General features: G+C 64.4%; 19 protein-coding genes and 1 tRNA gene. 8 read left to right on the top strand and 12 right to left on the bottom strand.

Features of this window, described 5'->3' with window-relative positions:
- Positions 1-39: 39 nt before the first annotated feature.
- The 3 genes from EBMC1_RS01620 (at position 40) to EBMC1_RS01610 (ending at position 3,076) form a co-directional block, all read left to right on the top strand.
- Positions 40-1,389: a hypothetical protein gene (locus EBMC1_RS01620; protein ID WP_003039589.1), complete on the top strand. Its 1,350-nt coding sequence runs from the start codon at positions 40-42 to the stop codon at positions 1,387-1,389.
- A gap of 167 nt (positions 1,390-1,556) precedes the next feature.
- Entirely contained in the window at positions 1,557-2,474 is a 918-nt protein-coding gene (locus EBMC1_RS01615) for an alpha/beta fold hydrolase (protein ID WP_003039587.1), read from the top strand.
- A gap of 167 nt (positions 2,475-2,641) precedes the next feature.
- The gene (locus tag EBMC1_RS01610; protein WP_003039584.1) at positions 2,642-3,076 is read left to right on the top strand and encodes a hypothetical protein; all 435 of its coding nucleotides are present in this window, start codon (positions 2,642-2,644) and stop codon (positions 3,074-3,076) included.
- Here EBMC1_RS01610 and EBMC1_RS17690 read toward each other — a convergent pair.
- Genes EBMC1_RS17690 through EBMC1_RS01590 form a run of 4 tightly spaced genes read right to left on the bottom strand, consistent with a single transcriptional unit; the run spans position 3,059 to position 4,851 of the window.
- Positions 3,059-3,511 (bottom strand): response regulator transcription factor, encoded by a 453-nt coding sequence (locus EBMC1_RS17690; RefSeq protein WP_003039582.1) that lies wholly within the window; start codon positions 3,509-3,511, stop codon positions 3,059-3,061. The genes EBMC1_RS01610 and EBMC1_RS17690 overlap by 18 nt on opposite strands.
- Positions 3,512-3,553: 42 nt before the next feature.
- The gene (locus EBMC1_RS01600; protein ID WP_003039580.1) at positions 3,554-4,225 is read right to left on the bottom strand and encodes a DUF4386 domain-containing protein; all 672 of its coding nucleotides are present in this window, start codon (positions 4,223-4,225) and stop codon (positions 3,554-3,556) included.
- Entirely contained in the window at positions 4,222-4,641 is a 420-nt protein-coding gene (locus tag EBMC1_RS01595) for a DUF6326 family protein (RefSeq protein WP_003039578.1), read from the bottom strand. The genes EBMC1_RS01600 and EBMC1_RS01595 overlap by 4 nt, the downstream gene beginning before the upstream one ends.
- Positions 4,642-4,653: 12 nt before the next feature.
- The gene (locus EBMC1_RS01590) at positions 4,654-4,851 is read right to left on the bottom strand and encodes a hypothetical protein (RefSeq protein ID WP_003039576.1); all 198 of its coding nucleotides are present in this window, start codon (positions 4,849-4,851) and stop codon (positions 4,654-4,656) included.
- A 208-nt stretch (positions 4,852-5,059) separates the two neighbouring features.
- On the opposite strand from EBMC1_RS01590, the gene EBMC1_RS01585 reads away from it, so the two are divergent.
- A complete protein-coding gene (locus EBMC1_RS01585) occupies positions 5,060-6,007 on the top strand; it encodes a helix-turn-helix domain-containing protein (protein ID WP_051066291.1) in 948 nt (315 codons plus the stop codon).
- Between the two features lie 81 nt (positions 6,008-6,088).
- Here EBMC1_RS01585 and EBMC1_RS01580 read toward each other — a convergent pair.
- The 4 genes from EBMC1_RS01580 to moaA form a co-directional block, all read right to left on the bottom strand.
- A tRNA-Asn gene (locus tag EBMC1_RS01580) sits at positions 6,089-6,163 on the bottom strand.
- 87 nt (positions 6,164-6,250) lie between these two features.
- Positions 6,251-6,697, bottom strand: a complete 447-nt coding sequence (locus EBMC1_RS01575; RefSeq protein ID WP_003039572.1) for a surface-adhesin E family protein — start codon at positions 6,695-6,697, stop codon at positions 6,251-6,253.
- Positions 6,698-6,757: 60 nt separating this feature from the next.
- A complete protein-coding gene (locus EBMC1_RS01570; protein ID WP_003039570.1) occupies positions 6,758-7,528 on the bottom strand; it encodes an NAD kinase in 771 nt (256 codons plus the stop codon).
- A 21-nt stretch (positions 7,529-7,549) separates the two neighbouring features.
- Positions 7,550-8,557: a GTP 3',8-cyclase MoaA gene (gene moaA, locus EBMC1_RS01565; RefSeq protein ID WP_040589120.1), complete on the bottom strand. Its 1,008-nt coding sequence runs from the start codon at positions 8,555-8,557 to the stop codon at positions 7,550-7,552.
- Positions 8,558-8,617: 60 nt separating this feature from the next.
- On the opposite strand from moaA, the gene EBMC1_RS01560 reads away from it, so the two are divergent.
- Complete coding sequence (locus EBMC1_RS01560) at positions 8,618-9,814, top strand: GGDEF domain-containing phosphodiesterase (RefSeq protein WP_003039565.1); 1,197 nt, start codon at positions 8,618-8,620, stop codon at positions 9,812-9,814.
- A 19-nt stretch (positions 9,815-9,833) separates the two neighbouring features.
- On the opposite strand, the gene mfd is transcribed toward EBMC1_RS01560, so the two are convergent.
- Entirely contained in the window at positions 9,834-13,328 is a 3,495-nt protein-coding gene (gene mfd, locus EBMC1_RS01555) for a transcription-repair coupling factor (RefSeq protein ID WP_003039563.1), read from the bottom strand.
- Positions 13,325-13,585 (bottom strand): succinate dehydrogenase assembly factor 2, encoded by a 261-nt coding sequence (locus EBMC1_RS01550; RefSeq protein ID WP_003039561.1) that lies wholly within the window; start codon positions 13,583-13,585, stop codon positions 13,325-13,327. Before EBMC1_RS01550 ends, mfd begins: the two co-directional genes overlap by 4 nt.
- Positions 13,586-13,791: 206 nt before the next feature.
- Here EBMC1_RS01550 and recG point away from each other — a divergent pair, with 206 nt between their 5' ends.
- Positions 13,792-15,858: an ATP-dependent DNA helicase RecG gene (gene recG / locus EBMC1_RS01545; RefSeq protein ID WP_003039560.1), complete on the top strand. Its 2,067-nt coding sequence runs from the start codon at positions 13,792-13,794 to the stop codon at positions 15,856-15,858.
- A gap of 108 nt (positions 15,859-15,966) precedes the next feature.
- Here the strand turns inward: recG and EBMC1_RS01540 are convergent, their stop codons facing one another.
- Positions 15,967-16,308 carry a PilZ domain-containing protein gene (locus tag EBMC1_RS01540; protein ID WP_003039557.1) on the bottom strand — a complete coding sequence of 114 codons (342 nt, stop codon included), beginning with the start codon at positions 16,306-16,308 and terminating at the stop codon, positions 15,967-15,969.
- 76 nt (positions 16,309-16,384) lie between these two features.
- The gene (gene tyrS / locus EBMC1_RS01535; protein WP_003039555.1) at positions 16,385-17,611 is read right to left on the bottom strand and encodes a tyrosine--tRNA ligase; all 1,227 of its coding nucleotides are present in this window, start codon (positions 17,609-17,611) and stop codon (positions 16,385-16,387) included.
- A 99-nt stretch (positions 17,612-17,710) separates the two neighbouring features.
- Here tyrS and EBMC1_RS01530 point away from each other — a divergent pair, with 99 nt between their 5' ends.
- Both EBMC1_RS01530 and EBMC1_RS01525 read left to right on the top strand, forming a co-directional pair.
- Positions 17,711-18,028 carry a GIY-YIG nuclease family protein gene (locus EBMC1_RS01530; protein WP_003039554.1) on the top strand — a complete coding sequence of 106 codons (318 nt, stop codon included), beginning with the start codon at positions 17,711-17,713 and terminating at the stop codon, positions 18,026-18,028.
- On the top strand, positions 18,029-18,595 hold the full coding sequence (locus EBMC1_RS01525) for a DOMON-like domain-containing protein (protein WP_003039551.1): 567 nt from the start codon (positions 18,029-18,031) through the stop codon (positions 18,593-18,595).
- Positions 18,596-18,597 lie beyond the last annotated feature (2 nt).

The following is an 18,597-nucleotide window of genomic DNA, read 5'->3' as shown; positions in this document are numbered from 1 at the left end:
TTCAGGCCATCGGTGCGTTATGACGGCGGAGGGGCGCCCATGATCCGCCCGTTGATGACGGCATCATCGATGCTGCTGCCGCTGCTCGCGCTGGTCCAGTCGCAACCGGCGGCGCCGCCAAAGGTCTGGCCGCGCGAGGTGCAGGCCCTCTATGACAGCCTGAAACAGGAATGCCGGGCCGATGGCGGCAAATTCATTCCCGATCGCGCGCATTTCGCGGTCGAGACCGAGGTGACGGGCGACGGCAAGCCCGACTGGGTCGTGGATTACAGCAGCGCGCGATGCTCCAACGCGGGCTATTCGGCCTATTGCGGCACTGCCGGGTGCATGATTGCCATCTTCGGGTCTGACCGCAACAGCTATCGCGAAATCTTCAACGATAATGTCCGCGACTGGCAGGCGGTGAAGCTCGACGGAAAGGGGCGCACCGGGCTGGGCCTTTCGGTTCACGGGACGGTGTGCGGAAGCGTCGGGGCGGATATGTGCCTGGAAGTCCTCCGGTGGGATGGACGCAAATGGGCGGTGGTCGAACGGCGCCGCGGCACCGATGCCGACCTGTCGGCGTCAACCGGCGAAGACGCCGGGCCGCCGCCCGCCCTTCACAGCGCGCGCTGGCAAGTCGCGGGAAGCGGTGCCGGCACCGTCGCCGCGGTAACGGGACATCCCGAATTCACCGCGGTGGGGCTTCGTTGCCAACCGGGCGGCGGCATGGCGATGACGATCGCGCCGGCCAAGGGGCTGCGCCTGCCCCCGCCGGGCAAGCCCCTGCTGATCGGCTTTCGAAGCGCCGGCGAAGGCAGCGAGGCGACGCAAAGCCTGAACCCCGAAGCCGGAAAGCCCGATTTCAGCGGCGCGCTCGATCCCGTGGCGCGTGGCCTGCTGATGGGCGCCGACAGCGACCTTTCCCTATATGCAAGCTATGACGGCGGCGATGAATGGACCGAATTGACGGCGCTTTCGCTTGCCGGATCGACGGCGGCGATCCGATCGCTCGAGAAACAATGTCCGCGCGGCGCTGCGGCCAATGCGGAGGGACCGGCGGGTCCGGGCCAGTCGCGCATTCTGCCGCTGCCGGTCGGCTATTATGTCGATGCGCGCATGTCGACCTGCGAAAAGCCCTTCGCCGACATCGCTATCTATCTGGCCGAGGACCGGATCGTCCAGCGTGGGAGCAGCTGCAAGTTCACCAGCCTGAAGATGACGAGCGCAAACGCCTTTCGGCAAACCGAGAGCTGCCCCGACATCGATGGACGGCCGATGCCCGCCACGCAGGATTACAGGATCACCGGGCCGCAATCGTTCGAGCTTGTAGGCTTCGGGGACGCATGGACCTTCTGCTCTGCCAATCGCTTGCCCGCCAAGGCAAAATTTTACCGGGCAGGGAAATAGGCGGCTTCCGTCGATCTGCGAAACGTCGGGCGGCGCAGCCCATGCAAACTAGTACATCATCGGATTCGTCTCGCAAAGCAGTCGCCTCTAATCCGCGCGTCGGGGCGTAGCGCGTATCGGCGTATCGACCAGCGGGTCGGCACGGCAGCGCATGGACGAGGCGACATATGTTGAAATGGATGGCCGCAAGGCTCGACACGATTGGTTCCGGCAAGCGGGCCCGGGCCTTCCGTGAAGGTTGGCCTTCCCGAACGCGGGAAGACATTGCCTTTGTCGAGGCGGGCGGTGTCACCTTCCGGTACCGCGCGGCGGGGTATGGGCGCCCCATCATATTCGCCGCCGACCCTCCGGTAACGCTCGAGGCCTATGACCGGCTTTTGGAAATATACAGCGCGGACTTCCGGGCGATCGTGTTCGAACTGCCCGCAATGGGTTTCTCTGTCCCCGGGTTCTGGCAGGATTTCCGTTTCTTTCAGGCGAATGATACGATCGCGGAGTTCATCCGGCTGATCGCAGAGGAACCGGCGATACTCGCCTTTTCGTGCGTTTCCGGCTTGGGCGCGCTCGATATTGCGGGCCGATACCCGTCACGCGTATCGCACCTGGTCCAGATACAGACACCGAGCTGGCCCGAAGAGATACGCTGGAAGATGGCGCGCGATCCGAAGAATATCTTGGCAAAGCCATTTCTCGGCCAGATCGCGATGCGGAAACTGGCGCTTGCGCGCGCGCCGCTTTGGCTGAAGCTCGCCGTGGGCCAGCAGGAGGCTCTGACCGGTCTCTGCGGATGCGCGACAGATGCGCTGCATCACGGCGGGGCCTGGGCGATGGCGACGGCGTTTCAGAACTACTTGCCGGACAAGGAGCCCGCAATGAAACGGGTGAGCCAGCCCGCGCTCGCCATTTGGGGCAACAGCGACGGCTCGCACCGCGAAACCGATCGGCAATCGAGCCTCTGGCTATGCGACCATCCAGCTAGCCGCATCGCTGAATATGAGGATCTTGGTCACTTCCCCGAGCTTGAAGATGTCGAACGCATATATACCGAAATCAGGGCTTTCGTAGCCGATACTTCGGCGGATTAGCGTCCCGGTAGCGGTGGAACCGGAAAAGCATCGCCGTTTTCCAAACCGGCGAGACGCCTTCGGAGGACGCTGCTTCATATCTGGGGTCTGTCCGTTCGGGCAGCGACGTCAACAATGCCGTTCTTCCCAGCACTTCGCTGGTCGAAGACAGGAGGGGCCAATCCAATATGCAAAACGGACAACAGCCATCTTTCCCGCTGATCGCCACGTGGCGGATCAATGTCATTCGCCTCGTATTCCTGTTGATGGCGGGCTTCATGGGCAGCTTCGTCTGGTACCGGCTCATCTTCGAATCCGCGGACATTCCGGTTCAGCAGGGTCTGGCCCGATCGATGTTGGGGGCGCTCGCGCTCCTTAGCCTGCTCGGCGTGCGATATCCGATCCAGATGCTGCCTTTGATGATCTATGAGGTTGCGTGGAAGACGATCTGGCTTCTGCTGATCGCCTTTCGGGCTTGGCTGGCGGGCAAATGGACGCAAGATATCGAAGCGCTTTTCCAGGACTGTATCGGGATCGTGCTCGCCTATATCTTCATGCCGTGGCGCTATGTCTGGGCGCGCTACGTGATCCAGCCCATGGAGCCGCTACGTCGGCCGAAATAATCGCGCGCGCAGATAGTCGCCAAGCTCCTGACGGGACGAAAGGCCGAGGAGCAGCAACATCCGCGACAAATGGTTGCGGACGGTAAAATGCGAAATGCCGAGTTCGCGGCCGATGCCTTTGTTCGACAGGCCGCGCATGACGCCCAGGGCAATTTCGAATTGCCTTTGCGTTAGACCGTCCCGCAGTCCTTTCATGTCCGGTTCGCCTGACCAGTTTGCGGAATAGGCGTCGGCATCGGCATGGTCGTCGATTTCGACGCAGGCCGACGCCAGCGCCCGAATCTGCGCGATCGCCTGCCCGTCGTCAGCGACCACAATGAGCAGTTTGGAATTCTCCTTGGCGCGGAGCGCGTCGCGGAGCGACGCCGCGTGCGGGCTTTCGAAAGGCGTATTTCGGTCGCGCACGAATTCGCCTCGCTTGTCGAGCGCGCTCATCGGCTTTGCTCGGGCATAACGGCGTGGCTCTGTACTCGCATGCTACGCCTCGCGCTCGCGAATGCCGAACGCCAGCAACCACAGTGCCAGCGCCAGTTCGCCGAGCAGGGTCGGGAGGGTGAAATATTGCGGAAGCTGCGCCGCCCAGAGCGGCGCTCCGAGCCAGGCGAGGCTGTTGACGAGGTTGCATGCACCTGCCGCAGCGACGAGCAGGCCGACAACTCTCGGCATCGCGCGTCCGCACCAGATGAGCCAACCCAGCAGCAGGCAATAGGCCCCGAAGAAGACCAGGCTGACCTTGTAGCCGTCGCCATGCACGCGCAGCAGCAGATAGACCCAATCGGCGAGCGATGACGACGGCTGCCCCAAATCCGGCAGCCGCAATATCATTGCCGACAGCAGCGTATCGCATGCGAGCATCGCGATGCCGATCAGGCTGAAAGAAGCGGCTGTTGCCGAGGCCAAGGGCGCTCTTTTGCGGAAGATGCCATGCAGAAGGATGGTGACGCCGATATAGCAACCCAGCATCGCGAGATCGGCGATCATCCCGATCCGGAACGTCGATCCCGATGCAAAGATGGCTTGTGCCGTTGCGGCAGGATCGCCGCGCACGATCAAGGCGCCGCGGGCGACGACTTCTGCGTAGACGCCAAAGCCTATCGTTCCCAGATACAGGAATCCGGCGAGGCGGGCGTGCGAAGAGTCCGCGCTCATTCCGATCCTCCCTCGGCGGTGGCCCACGTCCAGGCGGCGATGACGATCGCGGCGGTGAGCGCCATTTCGATGACCGCCAGAGTGATGTAGAATGGCGCGGCACCCGGCAGCGTCATCGCCATGATAGCGGTATACAAAAGGCCGAAGGCGATATTGCTCCAGCGGCAAATCGCCGCCGGGAGATAGAGCGTCGCCGCGATCAGCAGCGCGGGAATCGCCATCATCAGCGAAACGGCAACCAGCGTTTCAGGGGTTGCGGGTCCAAGCGGCCCGATGTTTCCCTGCGCCATCGATGCCAGCTTGTTTTCGGCGTAGAGGCCGAAATAGTCGCCATAGACATAGCAGAACATTGTTGCTGTCCAGAGCGTCGACAGCTTGAGGCGGGTAGGGACCGGGGCGTCGGTGAGGCTTTTCATCGCATGACCTTGTTATGTCCAAAATATGTGCGGCCACGGATCGTCGGGTCGTTGCAAAGAGGCGGGCCGGTCGGCCATCCCTCCTTCGTCCCAGTTTCCGCTCGGGCCACCCGCCGGATCGGTCATTTTGGCGCTGCTCGTCTTGCCGGTTTGGAATTCGGCGATGTTTTTTGCGTCGATTGCCTCACATTGCCGATGGAATTTCGGCATCGGATCCGCCGCACAGGCTAGCGGGTCGCCGAATATGCTTGCCGATCGCCCCCCGCGGTTTATTTGTTGCAGGGTGCGATTGCCGATGGGGGGCATGCGAGGCCAACCGACCCGGTGAGCGTCGTGGTTTCTGTTCGGAGTCTTTAAGGGTTCTGCGTTGATGGCGTCGATTTTGCAGCCTGGCATTCGTTCGCAGCGACCGGACCCGATGAGGATCGACATTTCGCTTCTCTACGGCGCGGCTTTTTGTTGTGCGTCGCTCGCATTCTGCCTCAAGTCCGTGCTGGCATCGCGGCTGGGTATGGCCGTCGATGCTGTTGCGATCCTTGGCAATGCGACATGCGGATGGTCGTGGCTGGCAACCCGATCGCTTTTCCGGCGTGAATCTCCGTCCCGAGGCGACTGGTGGCCGATCGCCGCGGTGCTGATGGTGATGATCGCATCCGCTGTGACATCGCTAGTGCCGGCAGACGGCATGCCCCTCAGGATCCTGGATAATCTTGCCAGATTAGGCAGTTCCGCCATGCTGCTTATGGCGGTGGCCGCGCCGTTGCTTGATCTGCGCGAACAAAGCGACAAATCCGAACGGCGCTTCCGCATCCTGTATTCAGGCATCTACGCAGCCATATTGGCGGTGGCGGTCCTGGCTGTCGACGGGGCGCCCGACGGGTCGACCGCATCCCAACTAAGCATTCCGGTCAAGGTCGTTTGCGCGATCGCGGCGGTGTTCGGCTATGGGTTGGCCCTCGGCCATCGGAAACGGCATCCGCTCGTCGATCCGAAGGCGCGCGCTTCGCGGAAACCCGTTGCGTCGGACCCCCGGCTCGAAGCGCAGTTGATCACGCTCATGCGCGAGAACAGTCTCTACGCGGAGGCCGATCTGCGCGTTGCCGACCTGGCACGACTCACCGGCGAACCCGAATATAAGGTGACCCAGTGCATTACCGGCGCGCTTGGCTACCCCAATTTCAATCAGATGGTGAACGGCTACCGCATCGAAGAGGCAAAGCGCCGCTTGGTCGATCCGGCGCTCGCCCACTTGCCGATCCTGACGATTGCACTGGATTGCGGATTCGGATCGATCGGCCCGTTCAACCGAGCCTTCAAGGCTGACACCGGCATGACGCCGCAAGAATATCGCCGGCAGACGCGATAGGCGGCACATCTGGAGGCGCGATACTGGACGAACATCGGCTTGTCGTCCGGTTCGGCTTCCCGCTTCAGCGATTTAAGTGAATGGCTCCCCGGGTAGGATTCGAACCTACGACCGATCGATTAACAGTCGATTGCTCTACCGCTGAGCTACCGAGGAGCAGCCCGCCGAGGCGGGCAAGGCGGCCCCTTTGCCGCCATGCGGATCATTTTGCAAGGGGGTTGTACGGCAATTTTTACGGATAGTTCAGAAGCCCGTCCGAAATTTTTCGCGCACCCAGCTTTCGGGCGCCGGGAGGATGGGCGAGAAATAGTCCGAGCGGCCGCAGACCGTATCGACCAACTGCCGCAGCACCGATCCCGACTGCGCGGTGGTCGTGTCCGACGGCCCCGCTTCGGTATCCAGATATTTGCCGGCGACGTAAAAGCTGCTGTCGCGCATGAACGACGTGTTCGAACCACAGTCGGCCTGCCGCGTGGTCATCGTGCGGTCGAAATCGCGCGTATCGGTCGTGCTTTCGTAGAGCGTCTGCTGGCGAAAGGTGACGGTGGTGCCCGACCGCTGCACCGAATCGATATCGACGAGATAAACAAGCTGCGGCGCGCTGTTGGAATAGGCGGCAAGCCGCCACGATTCGGCGAAGGCCGGCTGCGGCGCGAGCAATGGCAAAAGAGCAAGCATGGTCAGACGCATGAAATTCCCCCATTCATGTGAAAGGGCGATGCTAGCCGCGCCCGGCGGCCACGCAAGCGGTCAAACGATGAATTGTTCCATCGCGATACGTTCGTCGAGTCCCTGATCGGGATCGAAGAGCAGCGTGAGCGGCCGGCTTCGGTCGGTGGTGACGAGCACGGTCTTCACGTCGCGGATTTCGCGTTGGTCGGCGACCGCACTGACGGGCCGCTTGGCCGCTTCGCGGACGTTGAAACGGATGCGCGTCGATTCGGGAACCAGCGCGCCGCGCCAGCGTCGCGGGCGGAACGGGCTGATCGGGGTCAGGGCGAGCATTTCGGATTCGAGCGGCAGGATAGGGCCGTTCGCCGACAGATTATAGGCGGTCGAACCCGCGGGGGTCGCGACGAGCACGCCGTCGCAGGCAAGTTCCTCGAGCATCTGCTTTTCGTTGATCAGCACCTCAAGCTTCGCGGCCTGCCGCGTTTCGCGCAGCAGCGAAATTTCGTTGATCGCCGGCAGGATGTGCCGTTCGCCGCTGATCGTGGTGATATCGCCCTGCAGTGGGTGGATCAGGAAGGGGCGAGCGCTCGCGATACGGTCGAGCAGCCCTTCGACGCGAAATTCGTTCATCAGGAAGCCGATGGTGCCGCGGTTCATCCCAAACACGGGCAGACTGCGCCGCTGATCGAGGAGCTGGTGCAGCATGTGCAGCAGGAAGCCGTCGCCGCCGAGCACGATGAGCATGTCGGCTTCGCCAAGCTCGACGAAATCGTAGAGCGGGCGAAGCTCGGCCTCCGCCTCCATCGCCGCGGGCGCATTCGACGCGACGAGCGCGATCTTGCGTTGCATCTGGTCCCCCTGGGGCGTGATCTAACCGCCCGTTGCACTCATATGACGCGCGACCGCCGGTGTGGACTTTCGTTCGATCTGAAAGTCATGCGCGCGGGGTTTGCCAGCCAATGCGGCATCAATCAAGCCATCGACATCGCCCCCTTCACGCAGCGCGGCGCGCAGGTCGACATGGTCGTCCTGGCCGAGGCACATATAGATGCGCCCCTCGACCGTCAGGCGGATGCGGTTGCAACTGGTGCAGAAATTATCGCTGAGCGGGGTGATGAGGCCGAGTGTGACCGGGCTGTCCTCGATCCCGAAATAGCGCGCCGGGCCGCCGGTGTAGCGATCGACCGGAAAGATCGCGCGATCGGCGCGTAGCGGCGCGATGAAATGGTGGAGCGGAATATAATGATCGCTGCGGTCATCGGCGACCTCGCCCAGCGGCATGGTCTCGATGAGCGTCAGATCGCAGCCGTTCGCCGCGCACCAGTCGAGCATCGGAAAAAGCTGATCTTCGTTGAGCCCCGCCAAGGCGACCATGTTGATCTTCACCGCCAACCCGGCGGCCCGGGCTGCGGCGATGCCGCGCAGCGCCGTAGCGAGTTCGCCGACGCGCGTAATGTGGCGAAAGGCGTCAGGGTCGAGCGTGTCGAGGCTGACGTTGATGCGGCGAATCCCTGCTTCGACAAGCGTCGAAGCATGGTCGGCCAGCCGCATGCCGTTGGTGGTCAGCGTCAGTTCGTCGAGCCCGCGGCCGATGAGCGCGCCGAGCCGCGCCGCGAGCAGATCGATTCCGCGCCGTACGAGCGGTTCGCCGCCGGTGAGGCGGATACGGCGGACGCCGCGCGCAACAAAGCGTTCGGCAAGTGCGCCCATTTCTTCTATACTGAGGACCGCGGATCGAGGCAGAAACTGCATCTCCTCGGCCATACAATACCGACATCTGAGGTCGCAGCGATCGGTAACGGACAGGCGCAAATAGGTGATGCGCCGACCGTGACCGTCGGTGAGTGGAGCGACAGGCGGGGCGGAATTTGCGGCCATCGCCTGAATGATGGTGCAAAAGGGAAGAGATTGGCAAGCAAAGCCTGCTAGGGGGCGCCAATGAATCGCACAGTTGACACGAACGCACAAAGCGTTCGGCACCTTGAAAATCTCCACGGTCGGCACGGCGCCGATGCGGGCGTCATTCTGGTCCAGGTCGACCAGCTCGCCCGAATCAACCATAGCGCCGGTACCGAGACCGGAAACGCGCTGCTCGACGAAGTCGCGCGCCGGCTCGAAACCTTTGCCGCTGACGAATTCGGTCATGGCTCGTTCGTCGGCCGGCTCGAGGGGCCGCGCTTCCTGATCGTGCCTGCGGTGCCCTTATCGCTCGGAGCGCTGCGCGCGCAGGAGCGGGCTTTGCATGTCGCGCTAGCCGAACCGATGGTCGGCGATCCGAATGGCCGGCTTGCGATTCGCATCGTCACGGCGCTGATCACGCGCGACGAACCCGTCGAGGAGCAGCTTCGCGCCGCGGCCGACCAGCTTGCACGCCCCGCGTCGGCGCGCGACGGGGTGATGGTCAAGTCGGCGCTCGCCAATGACGAGGTCGCGATTTTCTATCAGCCACAATATGAGGTTGCGACGGGAGCGATGATCGGGGTCGAGGCGTTGCTGCGCTGGCGACACCCCGAACTCGGCCTGCTCGGCGCCGGGCCGCTGGTTACCGCGGCGCGCGCAGCCCGCATGGAACGCGAGCTTACCGAACATGCGCATCGCGTCGCGCTGGCCGAGATTGCCGGCTGGCCGCGCGCGCTCGGCAAGCTTCGCGTGTCGCTCAACATCACCGCCGCCGACCTCGGCGATCCCGATTTCGCCGACCGTTTCGCGGCGATGGTGAAGGCCACTGGTGTCGATCCCGACCGGCTGACGCTCGAACTCACCGAACAGGCGATGCTCAGCGATCCGGCCAGCGCAGCGGCACAGCTTGCTCAAATCCGGGCGCTCGGCTGCGCGATCGCGATCGACGATTTCGGAACGGGCTATTCCAGCCTGTCGCTGCTCGCCCGGCTGCCGATCGACTATCTGAAGATCGACAACGGCTTTACGCGCACGATCGACGGCAGCGACCGCGACCGCATCGTGGTACGCGCGATCGTCGACCTCGCGCGGGCGCTTGGATTGCTCGTCGTCGCCGAAGGGGTCGAGAATAAGCGCCAGCTCGAGCGGCTGCGCGAACTGGGCGTTGCGACGTGGCAGGGCTTCCTGAAATCGGGGCCGGTGCCGGGAAGCGAACTGCCGGGGCTGATCGAATAAATCCGCAATAGCGGCCGTTCTAGCTCGCCTGCCGTGCGAGTTTCCCCAAACCTTTCGACAGTTGCAGTGCGCCGTTGAGCCGCGCGCCCGCGCTGATCCAGTCGCCGCTCACCGACAGCTTGTTGTCGGGTCGGATGCGCGCGCGGCCCTTCAGCCGCTCGACATAGGCGATCAGACCGGGGACATTGGCGAACTGGTCGCCGTGGAAGCTGACGAGGGCGCCCTTGGTGCCGACGTCGAGCTTGGCGATGCCAGCCGCCCTCGCGTTCGCCTTGATCTCCATAAGCTGGATGAGGTTCGCGGTTTCGGGCGGCAGCGGGCCGAAGCGGTCGATCATCTCCGCCGCGAAACCGTCGAGCCCGGTACGGTCCTTGGCCTCGTTGAGGCGACGATAGAGCGCCATGCGTAGCGGCAGATCGGGCACATAATCTTCAGAGATAAGGATCGGCGCATCGACCGTGATAACGGGCGACAAGGCCTCGCGCGGCGGCGCGACGCCGGCACCTTCGGCCTTGGCGACGAGGATCGCCTCTTCGAGCATCGATTGATAGAGTTCGAAGCCGACTTCGCGAATATGTCCCGACTGTTCGTCGCCGACGAGATTGCCGGCGCCGCGAATGTCGAGGTCGTGACTCGCAAGCTGGAAGCCGGCCCCCAAGGTGTCGAGATCGCCGAGCAGCTTGAGCCGCTTTTCGGCGGTGTCGGTGATCGCGCCGCCCTCGGGCGTCGTGAGGTACGCGTAGGCGCGCGTCTTTGACCGGCCGACGCGGCCGCGGAGCTGGTAAAGCTGGGCAAGGCCGAAACGGTCGGCGCGGTGCACGATCAAGGTGTTGGCGCTCGGAATGTCGAGGCCGCTTTCGACGATCGTGGTCGATACGAGCACGTCATATTTGCGATCGTAGAAGGCGCTCATGCGCTCTTCGACTTCGCCGGGTGCCATCTGGCCGTGTGCGACGACATATTTGATTTCGGGGACGCGGGTGCGCAGGAACTCCTCGATGTCGGGCAGATCCTTGATGCGCGGGGTGACGAAGAAGCTTTGGCCGCCGCGGTCATGCTCGCGCAGCAGGGCTTCGCGGATCACCACCGGATCCCATGGCGCGACATAGGTGCGCACCGCCAGACGGTCGACCGGGGGCGTCTGGATGACGCTGAGTTCGCGCAGCCCCGACATCGCCATCTGCAAGGTACGCGGGATCGGCGTCGCCGTCAGCGTCAGCACATGGACGTCGGCCTTGAGCTGCTTCAGCCGTTCCTTGTGGACGACGCCGAAACGCTGTTCTTCGTCGACGATCACGAGGCCGAGATTTCGGAATTCCACCGATTTAGCGATCACCGCGTGGGTGCCTACTACGATATCGATTTGCCCGCTGGCGAGGCCGTCGCGCGTTTTCTGCGCTTCGCCCGCGGGCACGAGACGCGACAGGCGGCCGATGTTGACCGGGAAGCCTTTGAAACGCTCGACGAAGTTCGTGTAATGCTGGCGCGCGAGCAAGGTCGTCGGCACGACCACCGCGACCTGCACCCCCGCCATCGCCGCGACGAAGGCGGCGCGGAGCGCAACCTCGGTCTTGCCGAAACCGACGTCCCCGCAGACGAGCCGGTCCATCGGGCGGCCCGACGCCATATCCTCCAGCACGTCGCCGATCGCGCGGTCTTGATCGTCGGTTTCCTGGTAGGGGAAACGGTCGGCAAAAGCGGGATAAGCGGCGTCCTGCGCCAGCACTTCGCCGGGGCGGAGCGCGCGCTGCGCTGCGGTCGCGAGCAGTTCGCCAGCGATTTCGCGGATGCGCTCTTTCATCCGCGCCTTGCGGCGCTGCCATGCCTCGCCGCCGAGCTTGTCGAGCGCAACCCCGTCGCTCTCGCCGCCGTAGCGCGAGAGGACGTCCAGATTTTCAACGGGGACGTAGAGCTTGTCGCCGCCCGCATAAGTGAGCGCGACGCAATCGTGCGGGCTTTTCCCGACCGGGATCGACGTCAGCCCTTCGTAGCGGCCGATGCCATGATCGAGGTGGACGACGAGATCGCCGACGCTGAGCGTCGCGAGTTCGGCGAGGAAGGCGTCGGCGCTTTTGCGGCGCTTTTGACGACGTACCAGCCTTTCGCCGAGAATATCCTGTTCGGTGAGCAGGCTGATCGCGTCGCTCGCGAAGCCGTGGTCGAGCGGAAGGACGACCATTGCGGTCGCGCCGCCGGCATCGGCCGAAGCGGTGCCGAGTGCTTCCTGCCAGCTGTCGGCGGAGGCAAGCGCGCTGACGCCATGGTCCCTGAGCAGCCCCGACAAGCGGTCGCGCGCGCCCGCCGAATAGCTGGCGATAATCGTCCGGCGGCCCTTGCGGCGTTCGTCCGACAGATGGTCGGCGACCTTGTCATAGACGTTGAGGTCGGCCGCGCGCTCGGGCGTGAAATCGCGGGCGGCAAAGCTTTCGAGATCGATGACGCTCGGCGCGGGCGGGACATCGAAGGGGGAGACGACATGCACCGGCCGGTCGCGCTCGGCAGCCGCCCACTCGCTCGAGGTCAGATAGAGCGTGTCGGGGGCGAGCGGGCGATAGCTGCCCGCCTGCTCGCGCTCGGCGGCGACGCGGTTCGCATGATAGTCGGTGATGGCATCGAAGCGCGTCTCCGCCGTCGCGTCGGTGCGGTGGCCGCGCAGCACCGGGGTTGCGGGGTCGATATGGTCGAACAGCGTCGCTAGCCGTTCCTCGAACAGCGGCAGCCAATGGTCCATCCCCGCCTGCCGCCGGCCCTCGCTGACCGCCTGATAGAGCGGATCGCCGGTTGCCTGCGCGCCGAACATCTCGCGGTAGCTCGACCGGAAGCGCTTGATCGTGTCCTGATCGAGCAGCGTTTCGGCCGCAGGAAGCAGTTGCAGCGACTTGGCGGGGCCAAGACTGCGCTGGTCGGCGGGATCGAAGCGGCGGATACTCTCGATCTCGTCGCCGAAGAAATCGACGCGCAGCCCCGCGTCCTCGCCGGCGGGGAAAAGGTCGACGAGGCTGCCGCGCACCGCGAATTCGCCCTGATCGGCGACCGTATCGACGCGGTTGAACCCGTTGGCGACGAGCAGTTCGGCAAGCGCGTCGCGATCGATCCGCTGCCCCGGTGCGAGCGTGGTCGCGAGCTGGCGGATGCGGAAGGGCGTGAGGGTGCGCTGGGTGATCGCGGCGACGGTGGTCAGGATCAGTTCGCCGCGCTTCGGCGGCGCCTGCAGCGCCGACAGCGTGGCGAGCCGGTCGGCGCTGACGCGCATCGATGGCCCGGCGCGGTCATAGGGCAGGCAGTCCCAGGCGGGAAAGCGATGGACGACCAGGTCGGGCGCAAAGAAAGGCGCGGCATCGGCGACCGCCTGCATCGCGGTATCGTCGGTCGCGACATAGACGAGCCGCTTGTCGCTGGCGCGCGCCAGATCGGCGAGCAGCAGCGGCAGGAAGCCGTCCGCGGTGCGCGCGAGCGTCAGCGGTGCCGACGCCGACGCGATGGCGGCGAAAATGTCGGCGGAAGGACGGGTCATGGCAGCGGAATATAGTCCAGCCGGCGCATCGCGGCGATCATTGCCGGCCGGTCGAGATGCGCGGGCGGGTGCCCGGTGCCGAGCGCCCACGCCATGATGTCGACGTCATCCTCTTCGACGACGGCTTCGAACCACGCGATTTCGTCTTCGCCCCACACCGCTGCATAGCGATCGAAGAAGCCGCCGATCATATAATCGGCCTCACGCGTGCCGCGGTGCCAGGCGCGGAATTTCAGGCGTTTGAGGCGGTCTTGCATGGCGGGCCTTTTAATCGCGCAAGCGATGAAGTGAAAACGGACATCGCCCCCACTCACCGTTCGCCCTGAGCTTGTCGAAGGGCTGTTCTCTCTTTCCGCCGCTGGAAATAAGGTCGGTGCTTCGACAAGCTCAGCACAAACGGAAGAGAGGTTGGGTTTCCTTCGCTCGACACGAACGGAAAGACGAGGCTAGACACGCCCTAGCCATGCGACCCGAAATCCTCAACCCGCTCTTTGCTGCGCTGACCGACCTCAAGGGTGTCGGTCCGCAGCTTGCCAAGCCGCTGGCGCGGCTGGGGCTGGAGCGCGTCGTCGATGTGCTGTTCCATCTCCCGACCGGCCTCATCTCGCGCGTGCCCGTCGACCGGCTCGATCAGGCGCAGGCGGGACAGACGATCATCGTCGACCTGACCGCGCAGGATTACCGCCCCGGCCGATCCCCGCGCGCGCCCTTCGGGGTCGAGGCGTTCGACGCGGCGGGCGACCATGTGCGGCTGGTCTATTTCGGGCGCACGTCGGGTCTGGCGCGCAAGCTGTTCCCCCTGGGGGAGACGCGCCGGGTGTCGGGGCGGCTCGATCTTTATGGCGATATGCGCCAGATCGTGCACCCCGACCATGTCGCCGAACCGGGGGATGAGGCCGGGATTGCGGAACATGAACCCGTCTATCCGCTGACCGAAGGGCTGACCAATGCGCGGCTGTCGCAGCTGGCGGCGGTGGCGCTCGAGCGGCGACCCGAACTTGCCGAATGGATCGACGCGCCGCTGCTGGCGAGCCGCAACTGGCCGGCGTGGCGCGATGCGATGGAACGCGCCCACGCTAGCCCGCGCGACGAAGCGGCACGCGACCGGCTCGCCTATGACGAGATATTCGCCAGTCAGGTCGCGCTGATGCTGATCCGGCAGGGATTGCGCAATCGGCGGGGGAGGGCGGTGCGCGGCGACGGGCGGCTGGTCGATGCGTTGCGGCTGCCGTTTGGCCTGACCGGCGCGCAGGAGCGCGTCGGGCGCGAGATCGCCGGCGACATGGCGCAGGACACGCCGATGCTGCGCATGCTGCAGGGCGATGTCGGATCGGGCAAGACGCTTGTCGCGCTGCGCGCGATGCTGGCGGCGGTGGAAGCGGGAACGCAGGCGGCGCTGCTCGCGCCGACCGAGATTCTGGCCCGCCAGCATTATGCGACCTTGCAATCGATGCTCGCCGGGCTCCCCGTCAATCTCGCCATCCTGACCGGCCGCGACAAGGGGCGGGCGCGCGAATCGACGCTGATGGGCCTTGCCGACGGCAGCATCGACATATTGGTCGGAACGCATGCGATCTTTCAGGACGCGGTAAGCTACCGCGATCTGTCGCTCGTCGTGGTCGATGAACAGCACCGTTTCGGCGTTGCCCAGCGGCTGATGCTGACGAACAAGGCGGCGCGTCCGCCGCATCTGCTGGTGATGACCGCGACGCCGATCCCGCGCACGCTGCTGCTCGCCAACCATGGCGAGATGGACGTATCGCGGCTCGACGAAATGCCGCCGGGGCGGACGCCCGTCGATACGCGCGTCGTGTCGGTCGACCGGCTCGACGAAGTGATCGACGGCCTGGCCCGGCATCTGGCGAGCGGCGCGCAGGCCTATTGGGTGTGCCCGCTGGTGGCCGAGAGCGAGGCGAGCGAACTGGCCGCGGCCGAAGATCGCGCCGCGCTGCTCCGCGCCCGTTTCGGCGAGGCGCGCGTCGGGCTGGTCCATGGCCGCATGAAAGGGCCGGACAAGGATGACGTCATGGCGCGGTTCGAAGCGGGCGAGATCGGCGTCCTCGTCGCGACGACGGTGATCGAGGTCGGGGTCAATGTCCCCGCCGCCAGCCTGATGATCGTCGAGCATGCGGACCGCTTCGGGCTGGCCCAGCTCCACCAGCTCCGCGGCCGCGTCGGACGCGGCACGGCGAAGTCGGTGTGCCTGCTGCTGCGATCGCAGACGCTGTCCGAAACGGCGCGCGAGCGGCTCGCGTTGATGCGCGAGACGAACGACGGCTTCGTGATCGCCGAAAAGGATCTGGAACTGCGCGGCGGCGGCGAATTGCTGGGGCTCAAGCAGTCGGGCGACGCCGACTATCGGCTGGCGACGCCCGAGCAGCTCATTCGCCTCTTGTCGGTGGCGCATGACGATGCGCGGCTGTTCGTCGAACGCGACGGCGGGATGGAAGGCGCGCGCGGCGAAGCGGTGCGGCTTTGCCTGTATCTGTTCGAGCGCGATGCGGCGGTGCCGCTGCTGCGGAGTGGGTGAGCAAGCGTCGCCCCCGCGCAGGCGGGGGCCGCTGGCAGTTTACGCAACGACGAGGAGACAGGCCTCCAACGGCCCCCGCCTACGCGGGGGCGACGCTATCGGGAAGCGTTAGTTTACGTCGCCGCGGGCGCCCATGGCGCGGATCATCGGCAGATAATCTTCGGCGGTGATCGATTTTTCGAACTGCACACCGGTCTTGCCGCCGAGGGACCAGACGACCTTTGCCGCCGTGCGGCCGATGATGGGCATGCGGAACACGACCAGATCGCCTGGCTCCAGCCCGCGCTCGTAGCGCATCAGCAAGCCGTCGGCGCTGATGTTGACGCAGGTGCACATTTCCTGCCGCCCGTCGGGCAGCACGAAGGGCAGGCGACAGTAAACGTCGCTGCGCGGAGCAATTCGCTGGTCGAGCCCGACATAGTGGGCTTTGCTCGTGTCAATCTTACGCATACGTCCCGGACCTTTGTGGTTTGCCGGAGAAGATCATCGCGATTGCTGAAGAATCCGTAAACGCTTTTTTGCGGATTCAGCGCGTGACGAGCCCGTGCTTCTTTGCCCCCAAGCTGACCGGCACATCGTTTTCGCCGGGCACGACCAGATAATGGGGGTCGCGGATCACCGTGCCGTCGACCTTCACCGCCCCCTCGTCGAGCTTGCGGCGCGCCTCCTTGTTCGACGCCGCAAAACCCATTTCGCGCAGCGCGTTCAGGATGCCGATCCCTTCGGCCGGGGCCGCGACGCGCGGCAGGTCGCCGCCGATGTGTCCCTTTTCAAAGGTTTGCGTCGCGGTTTCCGCCGCAGCCTTAGCCGCATCGGCGCCGCGGCACAGCGCGGTCGCTTCGTTGGCGAGGATCTTTTTCGCTTCGTTGATCTCGGCGCCTTCGAGCGCTTCGAGCCGCGCGATCTCGGCAAGCGGAAGGTCGGTGAACAGCTTCAGGAAGCGGCCGACGTCACGGTCGTCGCAGTTGCGCCAATATTGCCAATAGTCAAAATGGGACAGTTGATCGGCATTTAACCAGACGGCGCCGGCGGCAGTTTTGCCCATTTTGGCCCCCGCAGCGGTCGTCAGCAGCGGAGTCGTCAGCCCGAAGAGTTCGGCGCCGTCCATGCGGCGACCGAGCTCCATGCCGTTGACGATATTGCCCCACTGGTCCGATCCGCCCATCTGGAGCCGCACGTCCATCGCCTTCGACAGATGGCGGAAGTCGTACCCCTGAAGGATCATGTAGTTGAATTCGAGGAAGGTCATCGGCTGTTCGCGTTCGAGCCGCAGCTTGACCGAATCGAAGGTCAGCATGCGGTTGATCGTGAAGTGGGTGCCGACTTCCTGAAGCAGTTCGATATAGCCGAGCTTGCCCAGCCAGTCCTGATTGTCGACCATCACCGCGTCGGTCGGGCCGTCGCCGAAGATCAGAAAGGGTTCGAAGATCGTGCGGATCGACGCGATGTTCGCAGCGATCGTTTCGTCCGATAGCATCTTGCGGCTCTCGTCGCGCCCCGTGGGATCACCGATGCGCGTCGTCCCGCCACCCATCAGCACGACCGGCTTGTGCCCCGTCTGTTGCAGGCGGCGCAGCATCATGATCTGGACGAGACTGCCGACATGCAGGCTGGGCGCGGTCGCGTCGAAGCCGATATATCCCGGGACGACCTGTTTGGCGGCAAGCGCATCGAGCCCTTCCGCGTCGGTCATCTGATGGATATAGCCTCGCTCGTCGAGCAGGCGCAGCAGGTCGGATTTATAGTTCGTCATGGCGGGCGGGCGCATAGCATGCGTCCTATCCGATGAAAACAACCCAAACCCGTTCGCCCTGAGCTTGTCGAAGGGCCGCCCTTCCTTCTACATCGGGCAATGCGCTTTTGGACCTATATGTTGCACTGTCGAGGCGGCGCTTTCTATACCGGCCACACGGATGATCTGGAACGGAGGATGGCGCAGCATGCATCGGGCGCGGTAGCTGGATTTACTTCCGACAAATTGCCGGTTGCGCTCGTGTGGAGCCAGGACTTCTCGACACGGATGGAGGCGTTGGAGGCCGAGCGTCGCATAAAAGGGTGGAGCAGAGCGAAGAAAATGGCACTCATTCGTGGCGACTGGCTGCAAATTTCGCGGTTGGCGAGAGGAAAGAACGGTCCTTCGACAAGCTCAGGACGAACGGGAGAGGACTGAATGGCGGTGCAGTCCGGTGAACGGCGTCACTTGATCTGTCACCCCGGGACGCCCGCGAAAGCGGTGCGCGCGGTGTGGGCGGAGGTGGCGCTGTCGTTCGAAGACGGTTTTTCGCTGCGCTTCGGGGTCGAGGGCGATATCGGCGCCTTGGTGCTGCCGCCCTGCGAAGGCCAGCTCGTCATCGCCGACACGGCGACCGACGGACTGTGGCAGAGCAGCTGCTTCGAGGCGTTTCTGACCGAAGAGGGACAGCCCGACTATACCGAATTCAACTATGCGCCCGATGGCCGCTGGGCCTGTTATCAATTCGACGACTATCGCTCGCTCTTGAAAAGCGACGATCTGGCACCGTGGGACATGACGTGCGAGCGCGGCGCCGCGCTTTATATCCTGCGTATCGAACCGGGCATCTATCCCGATCGCGGCAGCAGGCTCGCGCTGTCGGCGGTGATCGAGGAGCTGGACGGCACCAAAAGCTATTGGGCGCTGCGGCACCCGCCCGGCAAGCCCGACTTCCATCATCCCGATTGCTTTCAACTGACGCTTGGGGCACCCGGCGCAGCATGACC

The sequence above is a fragment of the Sphingopyxis sp. MC1 genome, from assembly GCF_000371385.1.
GTDB classification, from domain to species: domain Bacteria; phylum Pseudomonadota; class Alphaproteobacteria; order Sphingomonadales; family Sphingomonadaceae; genus Sphingopyxis; species Sphingopyxis terrae.
This window is presented reverse-complemented; position numbering and strand designations above follow the sequence as displayed.